The sequence below is a fragment of the Anabaena sp. PCC 7938 genome (assembly GCF_049315035.1).
Taxonomy (GTDB): domain Bacteria; phylum Cyanobacteriota; class Cyanobacteriia; order Cyanobacteriales; family Nostocaceae; genus Anabaena; species Anabaena cylindrica.
In genome coordinates this window covers 1,770,681-1,790,133 of sequence record NZ_CP186034.1, presented here as the reverse complement: position 1 = coordinate 1,790,133, position 19,453 = coordinate 1,770,681, and the positions used below count along the sequence as shown (strand labels likewise).

At 38.9% G+C, this 19,453-nt stretch carries 14 protein-coding genes and 3 pseudogenes; 8 read left to right on the top strand and 9 right to left on the bottom strand.

Annotated elements, in window-relative coordinates; genetic code table 11:
• Positions 1-100 precede the first annotated feature (100 nt).
• Positions 101-1,690, top strand: coding sequence for a B12-binding domain-containing radical SAM protein (locus ACOWPH_RS08310; RefSeq protein WP_015214932.1), 1,590 nt, complete (start codon positions 101-103; stop codon positions 1,688-1,690).
• A gap of 55 nt (positions 1,691-1,745) precedes the next feature.
• Here the strand turns inward: ACOWPH_RS08310 and ACOWPH_RS08305 are convergent, their stop codons facing one another.
• The 6 genes and pseudogenes from ACOWPH_RS08305 to ACOWPH_RS08280 form a co-directional block, all read right to left on the bottom strand.
• Positions 1,746-5,912, bottom strand: coding sequence for an ExeM/NucH family extracellular endonuclease (locus ACOWPH_RS08305; RefSeq protein WP_015214931.1), 4,167 nt, complete (start codon positions 5,910-5,912; stop codon positions 1,746-1,748).
• Between the two features lie 621 nt (positions 5,913-6,533).
• The gene (locus ACOWPH_RS08300; RefSeq protein ID WP_015214930.1) at positions 6,534-7,013 is read right to left on the bottom strand and encodes a Uma2 family endonuclease; all 480 of its coding nucleotides are present in this window, start codon (positions 7,011-7,013) and stop codon (positions 6,534-6,536) included.
• Positions 7,014-7,128: 115 nt separating this feature from the next.
• A complete protein-coding gene (locus tag ACOWPH_RS08295; RefSeq protein ID WP_015214929.1) occupies positions 7,129-9,645 on the bottom strand; it encodes a DUF3769 domain-containing protein in 2,517 nt (838 codons plus the stop codon).
• A gap of 206 nt (positions 9,646-9,851) precedes the next feature.
• Positions 9,852-9,968, bottom strand: coding sequence for a photosystem II reaction center protein I (locus tag ACOWPH_RS08290; protein ID WP_015209277.1), 117 nt, complete (start codon positions 9,966-9,968; stop codon positions 9,852-9,854).
• A gap of 322 nt (positions 9,969-10,290) precedes the next feature.
• A pseudogene (locus ACOWPH_RS08285) lies at positions 10,291-10,542 on the bottom strand (acyltransferase); the annotation flags it as partial.
• Between the two features lie 432 nt (positions 10,543-10,974).
• Positions 10,975-11,298: a hypothetical protein gene (locus tag ACOWPH_RS08280; protein WP_015214928.1), complete on the bottom strand. Its 324-nt coding sequence runs from the start codon at positions 11,296-11,298 to the stop codon at positions 10,975-10,977.
• Between the two features lie 254 nt (positions 11,299-11,552).
• On the opposite strand from ACOWPH_RS08280, the gene ACOWPH_RS08275 reads away from it, so the two are divergent.
• The 7 genes and pseudogenes from ACOWPH_RS08275 to ACOWPH_RS08245 all read left to right on the top strand — a co-directional run bounded on the left by ACOWPH_RS08275 (position 11,553) and on the right by ACOWPH_RS08245 (position 17,767).
• Positions 11,553-11,807 (top strand): TIGR03643 family protein, encoded by a 255-nt coding sequence (locus ACOWPH_RS08275; protein ID WP_015214927.1) that lies wholly within the window; start codon positions 11,553-11,555, stop codon positions 11,805-11,807.
• A gap of 807 nt (positions 11,808-12,614) precedes the next feature.
• Positions 12,615-14,318, top strand: coding sequence for a Mu transposase C-terminal domain-containing protein (locus tag ACOWPH_RS08270; RefSeq protein ID WP_150111014.1), 1,704 nt, complete (start codon positions 12,615-12,617; stop codon positions 14,316-14,318).
• 3 nt (positions 14,319-14,321) lie between these two features.
• Positions 14,322-14,666 (top strand): hypothetical protein, encoded by a 345-nt coding sequence (locus ACOWPH_RS08265; RefSeq protein WP_242043068.1) that lies wholly within the window; start codon positions 14,322-14,324, stop codon positions 14,664-14,666.
• Positions 14,591-15,016 (top strand): TniB family NTP-binding protein, encoded by a 426-nt coding sequence (locus ACOWPH_RS08260; RefSeq protein ID WP_244887703.1) that lies wholly within the window; start codon positions 14,591-14,593, stop codon positions 15,014-15,016. Before ACOWPH_RS08265 ends, ACOWPH_RS08260 begins: the two co-directional genes overlap by 76 nt.
• 60 nt (positions 15,017-15,076) lie before the next feature.
• Positions 15,077-16,744: pseudogene (locus ACOWPH_RS08255) on the top strand (IS1634 family transposase).
• 292 nt (positions 16,745-17,036) lie between these two features.
• Positions 17,037-17,264 (top strand): hypothetical protein, encoded by a 228-nt coding sequence (locus ACOWPH_RS08250; RefSeq protein ID WP_042465017.1) that lies wholly within the window; start codon positions 17,037-17,039, stop codon positions 17,262-17,264.
• Positions 17,264-17,767, top strand: coding sequence for a TniQ family protein (locus ACOWPH_RS08245; protein WP_015214925.1), 504 nt, complete (start codon positions 17,264-17,266; stop codon positions 17,765-17,767). The genes ACOWPH_RS08250 and ACOWPH_RS08245 overlap by 1 nt, the downstream gene beginning before the upstream one ends.
• Positions 17,768-17,944: 177 nt before the next feature.
• On the opposite strand, the pseudogene ACOWPH_RS08240 reads toward ACOWPH_RS08245, so the two are convergent.
• The 3 genes and pseudogenes from ACOWPH_RS08240 to ACOWPH_RS08230 all read right to left on the bottom strand — a co-directional run.
• A pseudogene (locus tag ACOWPH_RS08240) lies at positions 17,945-18,253 on the bottom strand (M48 family metallopeptidase); the annotation flags it as partial.
• Between the two features lie 307 nt (positions 18,254-18,560).
• The gene (locus tag ACOWPH_RS08235) at positions 18,561-18,863 is read right to left on the bottom strand and encodes a hypothetical protein (protein WP_422665679.1); all 303 of its coding nucleotides are present in this window, start codon (positions 18,861-18,863) and stop codon (positions 18,561-18,563) included.
• 198 nt (positions 18,864-19,061) lie between these two features.
• Positions 19,062-19,379, bottom strand: coding sequence for a hypothetical protein (locus ACOWPH_RS08230; RefSeq protein ID WP_422665709.1), 318 nt, complete (start codon positions 19,377-19,379; stop codon positions 19,062-19,064).
• Positions 19,380-19,453 lie beyond the last annotated feature (74 nt).

Below are 19,453 nucleotides of genomic sequence, written 5' to 3'. Positions count from 1 at the left end.
TTTCACTGCATTGTTATACAAGTGCGAACAATATTCCCCTATTTTCAGTCTTTGTTAGAAATAAACCTACAAGCAAAATTCAGGGTTTGCAATTAAGATAATGAATGTTTTACTTATATATCCTCTGTTTCCAAAAAGTTTTTGGTCTTTTGAAAAAACACTGGCTCTGCTAGACCGTAAGGCAATGTTACCACCTTTGGGCTTGGTGACAGTAGCTGCGATTTTACCCCAAGAATGGAATTTTAAGCTGGTAGACCGGAATATTCGCCAAATCACGGAAGCAGAATGGGCTTGGGCTGATTTGGTGATTTTGTCGGCGATGATTGTCCAAAAAGAGGATTTGCTGGCACAGATTCAGGAAGCGAAGCGTCGAGGTAAGCGTGTGGCTGTGGGTGGCCCTTATCCGACAGCGTTACCCAACGAAGTCACAGATGTGGGTGCAGATTATATGATTTTGGATGAGGGCGAAATTACCTTACCATTATTTGTAGATGCGATCGCACGCGGTGAGTCTTCAGGGATGTTTCGTTCTGGTGGTGAAAAGCCAGATGTCAGCACTACTCCCATTCCTCGCTTTGACTTACTGGAATTTGATGCTTATGCGGAAATGTCGGTGCAGTTTTCCCGTGGTTGTCCCTTCCAGTGTGAATTCTGTGATATTATCGTTCTCTACGGTCGCAAACCCCGTACCAAAACACCAGCCCAACTCCTCGCAGAACTTGATTATCTCTATGAATTGGGTTGGCGACGCAGTATTTTTATGGTAGATGATAACTTCATCGGCAATAAGCGCAACGTCAAATTATTCTTAAAAGAATTAGAACCTTGGATGGTTGCACATCACTATCCTTTCTCCTTTGCGACAGAGGCTTCCGTCGATTTAGCCCAAGATCAAGAATTGATGGATGCAATGGTAAGGTGTAATTTCGGTTCTGTGTTCCTCGGTATTGAAACCCCCGACGAAGAAAGCCTCGCTTTTACTCAAAAATTCCAAAATACGCGAGATTCCCTCAGCGAAGCGGTACACAAAATTACACGCTCTGGGTTACGAGTCATGGCAGGTTTTATTATCGGATTTGATGGCGAAAAAACAGGTGCTGGGGGCAGAATCGTTAAATTTGTCGAACAGACATCAATCCCCACAGCTTTATTTAGTATGCTCCAAGCCCTGCCTGATACAGCATTGTGGCATAGATTAGCAAAGGAAAACCGACTCCGCAGTAAATCTGCAAATATCAATCAAACCACATTGATGAATTTTGTCCCCACCCGGCCTTTACCAGAAATCGCCAGCGAATATGTAGAGGCATTCTGGGAACTATACGAACCATCTCGGTTTTTAGATCGTGCTTATCGACACTTCCGCATTTTGGGAGAAGCAACATACCCGAAAAAAGGCAAAGGTGCTAAAAAGCCATTGAATTGGAAAGTATTACGGGCGCTGTTGACTATTTGCTGGCGACAAGGTGCTTTACGTAATACCCGTTGGCAATTCTGGCGCAATCTGTGGAATATGTACAAACATAATCCTGGTGGTATCAGTAGTTATTTAGCCGTTTGCGCTCAAATTGAGCATTTCCTGGAATATCGTCAGATTGTCCGCGATGAAATTGAGGCTCAAGTAGCTGAGTTTCTGAAAGCAGAAGCTGAGGTCAAGCTGGAAGAGGAAAAAGCAGAAGTTTTAGTTTAGTTTCAATTACAAAACTCCACACACTCGCTTTGAGGTGTGGAGTTATAGTCAGAAATTAAACAGTAAAGTAATTATTGGATGTTAATGTTTCAGTAGTCACGGTATCCAGTTTTCCTAACAGCTGAATTACAAGGTCACTATTAGCATTAAAACCTGTTAAACCATCATTCACCGACAAATAAGTAAGCTGATTCCAGCCTAAGAATACTGCTTGATTGACACCTAATGCTTGATTTCCCACAGTATTGGGGTCAACATCAGTATAAGCCGCATTGATGGCTGCACCCAAGGTAGAATAATTACGTTTAGACAAAATGCCAGCATTGAATACGGCTGTGGGTAGATTATTTAGGAGAAAGCGATCGCCTTCTTCCGGGTTAAAATCAAGAATTAGGTCAGTTTTTCCTAAAGTTGAATCGCTAAAGTCCTGATAGATAAAGAAATCTGCACCATGACCACCCGTGAGAATATCTTTCCCTTGACCACCATTGATGCGATCGCTACCATTGAGTCCCAAAATAATATCATTACCATTAAGTCCTGAAATCCTATCATCATCATTTCGACCGATGAGAATATCAAAACGATTAGAACCAATGATAGTTAAACCTGAAGGCGTATCATCAACATCGTTAATGCTAACAGTCAATTCCTGTTCGTAACTCAAATTACTTTGGTCAGTAGTCCGCACGCGAATACTGTAACTAGACTGAGACTCAAAATCTGGAGAAACATTGAGCAAAAGTTGGTTATTGCTAATCGTAAATGCACCATTATCAGTGCTTCCGTTTCCAGTCACTAAACTGTAAATATGGGAATCATTCAAATTAGGATCAATAGTTGTGAAAGTCCCTACTAAAGTACCAACAGGAACATTTTCACTGACACTACTTTCACTGAGGTTAATGTTAGTGGGATTTTGAGCAGTGTAGAGATTCAATCCTACAATAACCGGGTCATGGTCAGAAGCACGGAATTGATCAGGATTATATAAACTGGTTTGTTGTCCTACGGATTTAAACTCAGCGTTATAGTCTAAAACATTAGGTTCATCGGCGTTAATATGCCATTTTTCTGCCCCTGTCACCTGTGCTGCTAAACTGCCATTAGCTAAAGCATGATCCAAAGAACCCCACTGTCCATCAAAAACGTAAGAATAAGAAGTATCAGCAAGCAGATTGGTATATCCTGCATTTGCCAGAGTTGTAATCGGATCTTCCTGAGCATAAGCATTGAGATCACCTAAAATCAAGTAATCAGAGTCAGATGTACCTGTGGGATTTGTCGCCAACCATGCAGCTAAATCTTCAGATGCACGGGTACGAGTACCATTAGATAAACCTTGACCATCTCCTGCGTCAGCATCTCCCAAACCTCCAGCACTTGAACCTTTAGACTTGAAGTGATTAACAACGGCTGTAAATTGTTCACCAGTGGAGTTTTGTTGGAAAGTCTGCGCTAGGGGTTTGCGATTATTATTATCAAATGCACCTTGTCCGAAACCATTAGCTACTGTCACTGCTGAACCAATGGGAGTAACTTGTCCAGGTTTGTAAATCATCCCCACCGCAATTTCATCAGTTCCCAATTGGGAAATACCCGGATTGATAAAAGCATAAGTTCCCGCACCAGCAATGTCATTTAGTCCATTAACTAAATCTTGAATTGCACTGGTAGAACCATAACCATCATTTTCTATTTCCATTAATCCGAGAACATCAGTCCCAGAGTTGATAATAGCTTGGATAATTTTGTCCCGTTGACGTATAAATTCTGTGGAAGTATCTGCACCCCGTGAAGTGGGGAAACCACCACCAGTACCATTCCCATTGAAGAAATTGAGAACGTTGAAACTCGCAACTTTCAGTGTACCACCTACATCCGGTGCTGTTTCTGGACGAGAATTAGCTGGTGTAAAGTTAACACCTGTGGAAGTTTGAATGCGATAACCTTCAAAACGCTGGTCTAAAACTCCAGTGATGCTAGATACTGTGTCACCACCACGCAATGTATTGGTAGCACTGAGAGGATTTCCACCACGACCGAATAAAATCGGGTCAGGGTTTTGTATAGAACGACCATCATCAAGGATAATGCGACGGTTAGCAATCTCTTCTAAATAAGCAGCATATCCACTGACACTAGGGGCATTAAATTGAGTATATTGTTCAAGTCTGCCATCAGTACCAGCTTGGTTACTAGCACCTGTTGCAGAGAGAACAACTTGACCAAAACGACTTAGTTGGAAATGTTCGGTAACAGTTAAATCACCATTTCCCGCACTGACATTAACTAACATCCCTTCATAACGTTCTAAATCTGCAACGCTAGTGACAGGAAACTGAATGTTAGTAATTGCAGGTAAGTTGTCAGCACCTAAATTAACAACGTTTGTCAAACTAGACAGTTGAGTTAAGCTGCTGCTAATACCGCTGCTGGTGCTGGTGAATTCTCCTACTGTTCCAGTAATACGGACTTTATCACCAACGTTACCAGAAAATAAGCCTGTAGGATCATAAACAAAGATTGCTTCTGAGGTTGTAGAGTCACCATCAGCATCAGCATCTTCTTCTTGGACATAAAAGCCGTTGAGTTGAGAAGCACCAAGGAAAGCACTAACAACAATACCTTCTATGATTTGATTTCCACCAAAAGCAGCATTGAAAGTTGCACCATTACCTTGAATATTATGGATTTTGGTAATAGCAAATTCATCATCTGTAACTGTAACATCAGCAGTAACATTAATAAAACCAGTTGCCGTTGCTGTAATGGTCACATTTTGAGAACCATCTACTAAAGCATCATCTATAGCATTTACCGCAAAGGTGGCGTTATGTTGTCCAGCAGCGATAATTACTGTGGTCGGAACTGTTGCTTCTGTGGTGTCGTTACTATTTAAAGTGACAGTCAAGGCGTTATTTGTATCACCTGTGCGAGTTACTGTAGCAATGGCTGCATTAACTCCGGCACTTTCTGAGAAATTATTAGGAGTAACGGTTAAAGTCAGGGTTGGTGTAGATTGTCCACCCCCTTCAATACTGTGGCTACCCAATCCATCAAAGGTATTTTGAGCAAAGCCATCCCATTCTATGGCAGGATCAAAAGCATCATTAGAAATAATATCCCCAGCAATAACAGTTGATTTGCGGCGTATTGTATTATCTGCTGTGCTGGTTAATCCGCTTCCCCATTCACTACCGGGATCAAATCCAACTTGACCAATTACATCAACTAAAGCACCGTTTTTCCGCAATACAACTGCATCGTCACCATTGAAATTTATTACTGCGCCATTGGTAATATCAGACACTGCTAAAATAGCTGCATTGGCACTAGGATGGGCTAGAACAAATACATCTCCGTTGGCAATAAGTCCATTCAGAGTAAGTGTATTACTGGCTGTAGAACTGCCATTGGAGTAAAGTTCAAGAGTATAACCACCTGCTGCTAAATCTATCGCTGCACCTGTACCATTGAAAATTTCTATGGCCTTGTTAAAACTGCTACCTTCAACATATTCGGAAATGAAAAGATCCGTTGCAACTGGGTTAATTACACCACTAGAAACGCTAATACTATCAGTTGGCAAAACAGTTTCAGAATTATTAAAAGTCCAATTTGCAGAATTATTAATTGCAGCTATCCATTCCTCTTTTGTTCCACTGCTTAAAGTGTTGAGATTAAAAGCAGCGTAAGTGGCAGAACTATTGAATAAAACTGCGGTGTTACTATCTTGAGATAATCCTGTAATCACACTCCCGCTTGTGGAACTGGTCGCATCTTCAAAAGTACCAGTGTTATCAATTTGATAGATAGCAGTGATTCCCAAATTCATCGGGTTAGATGTATTGGTAGATTGAAATGCGGCTATTTGTTCACCAGATTGACTAAAAGACAGGTCATTATAGCTACCTGCGGTAGTAGTACCGATTTGCCCTGTTTTTGTCCAAGTAAAATCAGCAGAAATATTAATGCTACTAATAACTGTACCAGCAGCAATATCACTGTTAGCCGTAAATTTAATTAGATTTTCATTACCATCACCATCCGTTGCAGATGAACCTCTAAAACCTGTACCAGTCCAACCGTTATCAGTGAAATAAATTACTGTATCTGCACTAATGGGTACGAGGTTCACGAATGAAAATACATCAGGAATGCCATTAGTGATGTAACCAATAATCGCAATATCACCGGGATTAAGAATTGTCGGAGCCATGAATATCCTTAAATATTGTGTTTTATGTACAGCAATTTTAGTGCGCGCTAAAAAAACAACCGCATTTATACTTATTTGCTGTAAATTTTTGTATCAATAACCAAGTTATCTCAGCAATATTAAGAAATAGCTAGGAAATAGTTAAAATAATGGTTAATATCAATACCTTAGCCAAATTACGAGGGTTCAACGGCTTTCGTCCTGATAGCTCATTTTTTTTGAAGTGCTGCCATTCCAAATCAATTAGATTCATTTCCGAGCAATATTAGGACTTACGCACAACACAAAGAAAGTAGCGGTAATACCCTTCGGGAAGCAAGCTACATGAATTACCGCTATAGAAGAATCAGGTTTTCGATCACATTTTGCGTAAGTCCTGAATATTTTGGACAAAATGAAGATATATAGTGATCCGATTTGATTCATGAATTTTTCGTTGAGGCAGGGAACAGGGAATAGGGAATAGGAAAGAAGGCTTTCAGTATGTACTGATTTCTGTATGGCTACGCCACGCAAGCTATCAAAAATCAAATAGGAGTCCTATATAACCCACATTCCGCAGATATTAAAGCAGATTAAAAAATTATAAATTATAAGAAAATAATAAACTTAATATCAAAATTACCGTTTAATTTGCTTAGGAAAATCGGGAACTAATAGAGATTGGGGCAATTCACCATGTTGTTCATTATAAAACTTTATTTCACCTTGTTCATTACATAACCATACTTCGATAGCTTGAGCTTCAAAATATAATTTTTTCTTGAATTCCATTTGATCTACAGTGTTACCAATAGATTTAACTTCTATACAAATTTCTGGTGCAATTGAAGCTGATACTTCATCTTGAATAATATCAAATCGTTCTTCAGAACACCAAACAACATCGGCAACCTTGACTCCATCTGATGTGTTAATTGCACATTCTGGCATTACTTCTCCAGTATCCAATAAAGATTCTAATAGACGTTGAATTCTTCCTTGATAAAAAGAATGTTTAATCTTTACTGGACTCATTACGATTTGTCCCCATTTATTTAATTCAATTTTGAATGGTAAATCCTGCAAATGTCTATTTTCGCAAACTTCTTGCCATTTCATAGTCAATTACCAAGAACGATTAATATAATTTTAATTCATTTATCAATTTGATCGCAGATAGGGGCAATATAATCGCCCCTGACGATTTGATTACTTACTTAAAACTAATATTTAGTTAATTATCCTGACTTACACCACCCACAACTGGCTTAATGTCTCCTCCAGAAAATGGATCAGTACCACCTGTCCAGTTAAAGTCACTAATGCGAATACTAAAGCCACCTAACTCTAGCACTGAGTTGTAACGCAATGTGATGCCATAGGTGCGGCGGCTATATTCCATGATGTAATCTGTGCTACTTGCCTCACCTGTATCCAGATTAACTGATGTTTGTAAACCTAAGCGAAATGGGCCGTATATTTGCTGAGAAATGCCCGCACTTAAGACTCGGTTATCAACTGAACGGTCAAACAAAAATGGTGATAAGCCGCTATTGAAACCTTGAGAATAACTAACATTAAAAGCAGTGTAGTCTAAAAATGGTCGAGAAAAATGACCAATTTGCCCGACTAAACCGATTGTTCCAATTAAGGTGCTTTGATTATCGCCACTGGTGTAATAACTTGTAGTGCCTGTTACACCTGCGATCGCTTGTAAGTAAGGGACAACAGGATTCGCTGTATATTTCAATCCTTCTGTAGCAGTCGGTGGTAATGGTTTTCCTTGCCACAGTAAGAAACCCTTATTGAGAGATGCGCTACCTTGTAAACGACCTAGAGAAATACGGTCATTTTTGCGTTGTGGTTCTAGTAAGTCTTGGCGGTCAGTGTTAGCATTAATATACTGAGCACCTCCTTGATAACTAAGATTAACCCCACTTTTTCCTAAAGGAATATTCGGGGAAATAATCACTCCACCCAAGCTACTCTGCACGGTTTGGAAACCGAGTGTACCATTGTAAAGGCGATCGCGGTAGCTATATTCTAGATTCAATGTATGTGGATTTACATCACCTAATATCTGACGTAACCGCAAACTACCCCGCAAATTATCTTCTACTTGATTGAGATCAAGACTGGTTAATTCTCCCTTGCCTTCAACTATCGTTCTGGGGCTTAAAACACTATTCAGCTTAGTTTTTACACCAAATAAATCGGCAATATTACTACTGTCCTCAAAAGTCTTTTGGACAAAAAACTGTGGCGTAATACTCCAGCGTGTCTGATCATTATTAATAACTGAAAAATTGCGCTCAACAAACAAACCACCCCGTTTACCACCATCAAAGCCTGGAGAGACGATAAATGGATTCACATCCCTTTCCCGACGGTCAATTGTTTGGTTATCAATGGGGATAGGTAATGTCACTTTTTGGTCAAATACCAAACGTTGCTTCTGAGTAGTAACACGGTCTACTAAAGGTGTCTCTCGCGTCAACGTCACCTTAGAAGCTCGTAATTCTAATTCTGGTGGTGAAAAAGGATCATTAGTAATCCGCACATCCTCAGCTTGCCAACCGCGCGGATAGAAATCAATGCGTTGGGCTTCAAATCGCAACCGTTTAACAACACCACCTGTTTTTGGAGGGGGAATATTTCTGGCATCTGCTTGACCACCAACAGTAACATCAATGCCTCCAGGACTACTGATCCCAGAAACTGGCTGATTAGCGCGAATGCGATCGCTCAATGGGCGAGCAGGTACACCACCGGCTGTAATATCTGTAGTAGCAGGCGAAAAAGCCAAATCTGTTTGAGTTGTAGGGACATAAATTTCTCCCCTACCATTTTCCAAATCCCCACTGTCTTGGATAAAGTTATAAGTAAAGCGTTGCCCCCGCAATACCTGATTACCCCTAGTTAAAGCAACATTACCTTCCCCCACCGCGATTAAATTATCCAAATTAACCTGCAAGCGATCGGCATCTACAACCGCCCCATCAAATCTCACCACCACATTTCCTTCAGCCGTAACAATTCGCCTTTGCTCATCATATTCTTGACGGTCGGCAATCACCTCCACCACTCTTTGTCTCACTTGTGGAGTATTCCCAGCAGGTTGATCTGGTGGTGAAACAGATTCTGGAGGAGGTGAAAATTCTACCGTAGTAGAAGTTGAAGGTTGGTTATTGGGATTACGTGGTTTAAACTCAATAATATTTTGAACCGGGAGAGAACTTGGTATATTCTGTGCTGTAGATGTTCCCGAAATATTAATCTTACCTTCTGATTCTTGTAAAGTAACAGCATTTGGCTGTTGTGGTAGGACTAATTTTTTGATCACAACTGGAGAATCAGACAACCATAAACTATTTTTCTTACCAACTTCATCAACAAATTGTGGAGATGTAGTGGCTGGTTTGTCGTCACCATCAGAACTTTCGATCTTGGGATCACCAACTCCCAAGGATGTTCCTAAATCCGAAGCCTTCCCAGAAGCATCACCAGGGGAAAGTTCAGGAGGTAAAATTTCTGGCTGAGGGGATGAAGATAACTTATTAGCAACTACTAAGTCATCTTGATTTGCCTGCTCAGGAGTTGGCAGATCATGAGAAATCTCAATGTTTCCTGGAGTTGCCAGTTGCTGCACATCAGTCTTAGCCTCTACAACTAAAGCTGAAGAGACAGAATTGGCCGGCCGTAAATATTCGATAATGGGAGGTGAATCAGGTGGCAAAACTGGATGAAGCATATCTCAGGACAATCAGGCTAACAAAAAGGCAGATATTTAAGCCGGAAGGATTCAGTACACATTATGCCTTCCGACTTTCGCCTTCTGCTGACTTGCAGTAAGCCGTCAATGAGGATGACACAGTATCATTTTTCCAGACTTTTCGCCAGGTTTCGGGCGTTCAGTGTCTTCCACCTTCCAGCAGTTGCGGATAATTGATTGCGTTTTTACTCTGAATCCCGACGACCGGGGTTACGAGCAGGATCATTCGACAAAAACCCAAACACAAAAATTCCGACGAAGAAGGCTACAACAATATAAACAGCGATTTTTAAAGTCACCATAAAAATATCTCCCAGGGGTATGACAAAAAAGTTCTCAGCAATCTACTACGCTGAAAATATAGCTCCTCTATCTTACCCATAATCTGGTTCCTTTTTGGAGGTATCTCTTGACCTTGCCAATTTTGGATTTTGGATTTTGAATTGAGGTTGTTGGCTAATCCAACTAATACTGACGTTCCTTGATACTAAAGGTTTCCCGACCGAACATTTTGACACTCTACTCCCCCCACCATTCTGTCAATGCTCAGAAGATTTTACTAATTCCTTGGCGATTCGACTTTTGATAACTCGTGCAGGAATACCCACAGCAACGGAATAAAGCATTAGCAAAATTATGATTGTTGGCATATATGCCAGAATCAGATGCTATCATACAATGCTTGCCAATCTTGATATCTCCTGCCCCAGCAATACAAACATTAGACGCAATGAAAGTATCCTCATTAATGTGTATGTAAGTTTCTTCCAGACAGCCCATTTCTACATTACGCTCAATTGCTACTCAATTTCCTAGATGAATTCTATTATTTTGGTGTCCTTGAGCGTCTAAACGGACATTTTTAAATATGTGTACCTCTTCACGAGGTTTGTCAGGCAACGAATTTATCAAGTATGCTGCTTGCGTTATGTTGCACACAAATGTAAGGGCTAAAGAAATCGCGCTTTTAAGGAAATTAGCGACTTTGAATAACAATTAACAATAACATACTTTATTTTTAATAGACTATTTTTAATCAAAAATACGTTAATTTTCTATGGTTTGCATCTGTAACAATTGGGATATGGCATATTTTATTACAGCCATAATTTATCATATATTTTTTAGCATTTGGGCTAAAATATTTAATCATAGATCTGGGAAAGTATTCGATTTATCATACAGTTTATTTCATTGTTAAAATAATACCCAAATTTATACTTGCAAAGTATTTATTTTGACAGACTAGTTTGATCCTTACATTTTGGGTGCAACCTGATAAAAAATCTTATAACCTCTTACAAATAGTTATTTGGCACTATTTTCAAAATCTGTTAATGCAGAACCAAACTCACTAAAAGCTGTTTTGAGAATTATCTCTTTCATCCCCCTCTCAATTGCAGAATTACGGATAATATCTGCTAATTCTATAAACAGTAAAGAAAACATAAATCGATCTTGGCGGTCAACCTGTTTCACGCAACACAATATAAATTCATAAAGCTCGGTTTTTCTAGGTTTAGTTTGTTCCTCCCAGAGTTGGAATCCCAGTCGGAAGGTTTTCAAACGAATTTCATGAATGTTGTATGCAGAATCTTTGTAACGAATTGATATACGTTGCGGCATTTCCATGAGTTTTGACATGAAGATTGAAGATAGCAATATAATTTTCTCTTCAGTTATGTTCTGATTTATCCGGATTAAACGGGATTAAAATTTCCTCTACTCTAGAAAGTATGGAATGATAGAGATTCAAAAACAGTAACGATATTTTTACCACTCTTTCTTGAAAATCTTATTTCTCAAGCTTAATTCTATGATATTATTAGAATTAACCGCAATTATTTTTATTTCAAAAAATATTAGAAAATCATTTAAATAAAGCAATGAAGCTACCTAACTTAGATTCTGCCACTATAGATCGGATCATAGAAATGGCATGGGAGGATAGAACAACTTTTGATGCTATTGAAGCTCAGTTTGGTCTTCTTGAAAAACAGGTAATTGCTTTAATGAAACGGGAAATGAAGCAATCTAGTTTCCGGATGTGGAGAGAGAGAGTTAGCAAACGTCAGACAAAGCATTTACACAAGCGAAAGTTTATTGCAGGTAGATTTAAGTCTCAGAATCAAAAAACGTAAGGATTCAGGCCTAGTGGTGCAGAAGAGTCCTGAACGATTGAAATATATACGGTGTACACATAAGTAGGAGTTGCTAAAAAAGTCTTTCCGTTAGGGTTAGGAGTCAGGAGTCAGGAGTCAGAAAGAAGAATTAGAAGGAGATCAGAATATTCTCAAATCTGGGTAAATGAACTATTTTTGATGCTTTCATCGCTTATTTCTTGCACCTTCTCCAACTTTTTCAGCCTGAGACTGTTGATATATCTATGTTTTTGGTTTATTAAGCAAACCCTAAGTACTATCTGCAAGGGTTTCAGGCATGATAGACCCCTTAAATTGTCATTACGAGCGGAGCGAAGTAATCACATAATGCGATCGCACCACCTCAAGCTAGATGATGAAACCAAGTACTAGTAGGAATTTTAAGACTTGTGTGTACACCGTAGATTATTGAGTAGGGGCATCTAACGATAACGAATAATGATAAATACCGTAGTGCAATATTATGCTACAGGAAACTTAATCAGTGTTTACATAATTTGTGTACATTAACTAATTATTTGACAATTTAACAAAATATTGTCAAAAATCATAAAAATACCTTAAAACCTTCTACAGCAAAGATTGTAGGAGGTTTTTATTTATCTAATTTGTGAACATCCTCCAGACATATATTTAACAAATTAAGTGTCAAAAGCCAGATAATTATCAATTTATTTGTCAATTTGCCAAATACAGGTAAATTACTATATTTCTGAAAATTTCACACATTAAATGTCACTTTTACTCTATACTATACAAATATGTTGTAATTAAACATTAATGTATATGAGGAATGAAACACCTCTAACTCCGGGCAATTTGGGAGATGAAAGTAGCATCGGCAAAGAAACTCAAGTTCTTGTGTCGGAACTTTCTGGCGAGGCAAAACTAAAAATGGAGGTTATTCAAAGTCTGTTAGAAGCAGGCGATCGCACTACTTATGCTCAAAGACTCAAGGAAGCAGCGGTAAAACTGGGTAAATCAGTGCGAACAGTAAGACGACTGATTGATAAATGGGAAGAGGAAGGCTTAGTTGGTCTAACGCAAACTGAACGGGTTGATAAGGGTAAGCACCGAGTTGATGAAAATTGGCAGGAGTTTATTCTTAAGACTTACAAAGAAGGAAATAAGGGCGGCAAACGCATGAGTCGCCAACAAGTAGCAGTCAGAGTCAAAGTTAGAGCAGATGATCTAGGTGTTAAACCTCCTTCACACATGACTGTTTACCGTATTCTCGAACCTGTGATTGAAAAGCAAGAAAAGGCAAAAAGCATTCGCAGTCCTGGTTGGCGAGGTTCACGTTTATCAGTAAAAACCCGTGATGGAAAAGATTTACAAGTAGAATACAGCAACCAAGTTTGGCAGTGTGATCATACTCGTGCGGATGTGTTGCTGGTAGATAAACATGGCGAAATTCTTGGTCGTCCTTGGCTAACAACAGTTATTGATAGCTATTCTCGCTGCATTGTAGGTATTAATCTTGGTTACGATGCTCCCAGTTCTCAGGTAGTGGCTTTAGCTTTGCGCCATGCAATCTTGCCAAAGCAATATGGACAAGAATATGAGCTTTATGAAGAATGGGGAACTTACGGCAAACCAGAGCATTTTTATACTGATGGGGGTAAAGACTTTCGTTCCAACCATTTGCAGCAAATAGGTGTGCAGTTGGGATTTGCTTGCCATTTACGCGATCGCCCCAGTGAAGGCGGCATTGTTGAGCGTCCTTTCAAGACATTTAACACCCAGTTATTTTCAACTCTCCAAGGCTACACAGGATCAAATGTACAAGAGCGACCAGAAGAAGCGGAAAAAGAAGCTTGTTTGACTTTGCGAGAGCTAGAGCAGCGTTTGGTAGCCTACATCGTCAATACCTATAACCAACGAGAAGATGCTCGGATGGGTGATCAAACTAGATTTCAGCGTTGGGACTCTGGATTGATAGTAGCCCCTGAAGTAATTTCAGAAAGAGATCTGGATATCTGTTTAATGAAGCAATCACGCAGAATGATTCAAAGGGGAGGCTACTTACAATTTGAAAACTTGATGTATAAAGGTGAACATTTAGCAGGTTACGCAGGTGAAAGCGTGGTACTGCGATATGACCCTAGAGATATTACTACTATTTTGGTTTATAGCCACAAGGGTCATAAAGAGGAGTTTTTAGCTCGTGCCTATGCCCAAGATTTGGAAACTGAGGAACTGTCTCTAGATGAAGCAAAAGCTATGATTCGTAGGATTCGAGAGGCAGGTAAGACTATTAGCAATCGTTCTATGTTGGCAGAGGTAAGAGACAGAGAAACTTTCGTTAAGCAAAAGAAAACGAAAAAGGAACGGCAAAAAGAAGAACAAGCTGTAGTTCAAAAGACTAAAAAACCTGTGCCTGTTGAACCGGTAGAAGAAATAGAAGTGGCATTTGTCGAAAGCTCCCAAGAAACAGATATGCCAGAAGTTTTTGATTATGAACAAATGCGCGAAGATTACGGGTGGTAAATCATGACTTCACAACAAGCCCAAAGTGTTGCTCAAGAATTAGGTGATATTCCTCAAAATGATGAGAAATTACAAGCAGAAATTCAACGATTGAATAGCAAGAATTTTATTGCTTTGGAACAGGTGAAAATGCTCCATGATTGGTTAGATGGCAAGCGACAATCACGGCAGTCTGGGAGGGTGCTAGGAGAGTCAAGAACGGGTAAAACTATGGGTTGTGATCCTACAGACTCAGGCATAAACCCAAACAAGAGCCGGGAAAACCGCCAACTGTGCCTGTTGCTTATATCCAAATACCTCAAGAATGTAGTGCTAAGGAGTTATTTGCAGCAATTATTGAGCATTTGAAATATCAAATGACTAAGGGAACGGTTGCAGAGATTAGAGATAGAACGCTGCGGGTTCTCAAAGGTTGTGGGGTGGAAATGCTGATTATTGATGAGGCTGATCGTTTTAAACCCAAGACTTTTGCAGAAGTGCGGGATATTTTTGATAAGTTGGAAATTGCGGTGATTTTGGTGGGTACTGACAGATTAGACGCTGTAATCAAGCGAGATGAGCAGGTTTATAACCGTTTTCGTGCCTGTCATCGGTTTGGTAAGTTTTCTGGGGAAGATTTTAACCCACATTCCGCAGATGTTAAAGCAAATTTAGGAATTAAAAATTTAGAGAAAGAAAAGCCTGAAAAGATTGTCTAGCAAGGATTTCAGGCTTTTATTTGTTAAAATAAAAAGCGTCAAATAGAGAAGGGAAAAACCGTGAAAGAGTCTCAAGTTGCCATACAAACCCTAGATATAGACCATTTAGGAATAGTAGCAGGAATAATAGACGAGATGGAATTGGTAGAAGAAGTGAATAAAATAGTGGGAATAAAAACAAAAGAAACCCTAACACCAGGACAAGTAGTAAAAGCGATGATATTGAATGGATTAGGGTTTTTAAGCGCCCCATTATATCTATTTGGGGAATTTTTTTTGTAGGAAAAGCAACAGAACATTTAATAGGAGAAGGAGTATTACCAGAGCATTTAAATGACGACAAACTAGGAAGAGAACTAGACAAATATCATCAAATAGGAACAACCAAGATATTTACAGCAGTAGCCATAAAAGCAGCCCATAAATTCCAAGTAGAAATGGATAGTATTCATTTAGATGGGACATCAATGAGTGTAGAAGGAGAGTACAAAAAGAAATCAAAGAAATAGACGAAATAAAGCAAGAAACAGAAGAGAATAAATTAGAAATAGAACCGGAGATGAAAGCAATAGAAATAGTCCACGGATATTCAAGAGATAAAAGACCAGACTTGAAACAATTTATCATAGACATGATAGTAACAGGAGATGGAGACATCCCATTATATTTAAAAGTAGACTCAGGAAACGTAGATGATAAAAGTGTATTTGTAGAAAGATTAAAAGAATTTAAAAACAATGGACATTTGAGGGCATAAGTGTAGCAGACAGTGCCTTATATACAGCAGAAAACTTAGCAGCAATGAGAGAACTGAAATGGATAACAAGAGTACCACTAAGTATCAAAGAAGCAAAAAATAAAATTGTAGATATAAAAGAAGCAGAATGGAAAGATAGTCAAATATCAGGCTATAAAATAGCAGCCAAAGAATCAGAATATGCAGGCATAAAACAAAGATGGATAATCGTAGAAAGTGAAATCAGAAAAAAATCAAGTATCCAACAAGTAGAAAAACAAGTCAAAAAACAGGAAGCAAAAGCAAAAGCCGCACTCAGCAAACTATCCAGACAAGAGTTCGCCTGTCAGCCAGATGCAAAAATAGTAATAGAAAAGCTATCAAAATCCTGGAAATATCACCAAATAAAAGAAATTGAATACATAGAGAAACTAGAATATAAAACAGCAGGTAGACCAAGTAAATTGACCGAACCAAGTCAAATAAAATATCAAATAAAAGGTCAAATAGAAACAAGAGAAGAAGTAATAGAAACTGAAAAAATTAACGCAGGGAGATTTATATTAGCAACGAATGTATTAGATAGAAATGAATTGAGTGATGAGAAAGTATTAGAAGAATACAAAGCTCAACAATCTAACGAAAGAGGATTTAGATTTTTAAAAGACCCATTGTTTTTTACATCAAGCGTATTTGTCAAAACCCCGGAAAGAGTAGAAGCAATAGCAATGATAATGGGATTGTGTTTGTTAGTCTATAACCTTGCCCAAAGAAAATTAAGGCAAGAATTAGCTAAATTTGATGATGGGATTAGAAATCAAGTTAAGAAAATCACAAATAAACCGACAATGAGGTGGGTATTTCAGATGTTTCAGGCTGTACATTTGGTAATCATAAATGGACAGAAACAAATGAGCAATTTAACGGAGGAACGTGAAAAGATTGTCAGATATTTAGGAAAGAGTTGTAGTAAATATTATCTAATTACTTGATGTGGTTTATTTGACCTAAAAGATGTAGAAAGTTCAAGGGTAAAAGTAGTAAATAGAAGTTTTTAGCGAAGACGGAAATATTCTTGGCTTTAATTGTCATGTTTATTTTACCGAAAATGACTACTTTAATTGAGAGAGAGAATCTATTTTAAAAACTTGTGAAATTAACTTACTTAATAAGCTCTATCTTTTGGCAAATAAAGTTAAATTCAGCCAGAAAAATTAGGTAGATAAAATTTTCCTGGCTGGAATTTTTCAAAAATATCAATAATCTGAGTCACATCTGCGGAATGTGGGTTTTAAGCGCACTGTGGAGATTTGGGAAAAACAGGTTTTAAAACTGCCTGTTGCTTCTAATCTTTCTAGTAAGGCAATGCTGAAGACTTTGGGTGAGGCAACTGGGGGTTATATTGGGTTGCTGGATATGATTCTCAGGGAGTCGGCTATTCGGGCTTTAAAGAAGGGATTAGCAAAGATTGATTTGGAAACTCTGAAGGAAGTAACGGCGGAGTATAAGTAATGGAAGTTGGGGAAATTAATCCTTGGTTGTTTCAGGTAGAACCATATCTTGGGGAAAGTCTGAGTCACTTTTTGGGGCGGTTTCGACGGGCAAATGATTTAACAACTACTGGTTTGGGTAAAGCTGCTGGGGTTGGGGGTGCGATATCCAGATGGGAAAAGTTTCGTTTTAATCCCCCTCCTTCTCGGCAACAGTTGGAGGCTTTGGCTAAGGTTGTAGGGGTTGATGCTGATAGGTTAGAGCAGATGTTACCACCTGCTGGGGTGGGAATGAATCTTGAACCTATTCGACTTTGTGCTGCTTGTTATGTGGAGTCACCTTGTCATCGGATTGAGTGGCAGTTTAAGGTGACTCAGGGGTGTCAGCATCATCATTTAAGTTTGTTGTCTGAATGTCCTAATTGTGGGGCTAGGTTTAAAGTTCCGGCTTTATGGGTTGATGGTTGGTGTCAAAGGTGTTTTTTGCCGTTTGGGGAGATGATAGAACATCAGAAGAGAATTTAAGATATCTACTAACTGTGAGGTAGAAATTTATCCATCCAAAGATGTGATCGCTAACTTGGTAACTTATTTACTAACCTCTAAGCTCATGGGAATAGCCGGCTTACCTTCATCTAGGGATGCGTAGACGCGAAGCCGCTTGTCTTCAGATATCGCTACCCTGGTAACTTATTTTATCTTTCATAATACGAAGCGACTACCATTTTCAGCTAACCACTGCTTCCTGAATTCAAAATCCGGCAAAACACGCTCTATATACTTCCAGAACTGTTCATTGTGGTGCGATTCGTGCAGATGCACTAATTCATGAACGATTATATATTCTATAATTCGGGGTGCTAGGAGGACTGTTAGCCAGTGGAAATAAAGATTTCCGCTACTACCACATGACCCCCAACGAAAACCCAAATCTCGGATTTTTATGATGCTGGGAGCTACACCTAGCCTGGGTGAGAATAAATTTACCCAACGTTGTAACCAAAGTTCTGCGTGTTGTGTATACTCATATCTTGCACCTTAAAATAGTAATGTCAATTCCATGACTAAGTGCTAAGGGTCGAAGTCGTTCAATGTCAAGTAATAACAAAGACAGGACTAAATGAGGAAGAAAAGTAGAGAGTGCAAGAAAAGCAGCTTTACCCCAGTCCAAAGAATCAGATAAGGAAGATGAAATATATGCCCAATATGCTAATAAATAGGCAGTCATAGACAAGATTAACCAACGATAAACCCCTAAAAGAGTGCCTTGTCCAAACTTGTCTAAACCAAAGCGATGTTTAGCAGTTTTGAACCAACCTCAAGAAAGCCAACGGCGTTTACCCCACCAAGAAATAGTGCTAGCTTTAATGGGTTTTGTAGAGATAACATATCTTTTGACAAACTGACCATTCTCGCGTTTAAAATAATACCAAGAAAGGGTAACAGGAAAATCTAATCCAACGAGTTGAACTTGTCTTCCTCGACGATGTAAAAGTTTAACAGGAGTGCCATTAATTAATTTACGATTACAACCAATACCAAGGACAGCATGATATTTAAGTTTACGAATACCGTTGATAAAATCTTTAGTGCCAAAGGCTGTATCAGCTAGAATTTTCACCTCGAATTTTTGGTAAAATCTTTTGGTAAATTACGTACCATTCGTAGTGCCATCTGAGCAGGACTGGCTGTACCTTTACCTCTCCAGACGCGAAAATTCCAGGGTATACGCCATTTTCCAACTACCAAATATAAGATTACTATATGGAAACCTCGCCTACCATTGTAGACACTTATTAAGTTATTTAAACCTTTGAATTTACCACATTTTTAAAGTTGTGAGGTCAATAATCACTTGTAAAAATGCTTTTCGCCCTAATGGACAGTGACTATTAATTTGTTCAAGCGCCTGCTGGCGGAGATGATAAATGAGTTTACGAGTAGACCAATTACTAATATTCAAAAATCGACTTAATGCACTTTCGGATTTGGCTTTACTGTAATGTGGTAAAGGTTTTCCATCTGCGGCTAGAAATAATCCTAGCATTGCTTCCAAATTATCTCTTTGATAACGAGTAGGCATCAATGCTAGAATGGTGTACATTAGGTTATGGGCGTGGGCAAGAATGATTTCCATATTTCTTGCTGATTAATGTTTTCTACGCCCTTTTCTCTCATTTTTCATAAAAAAATACAAGTGTTTCTGTGCAG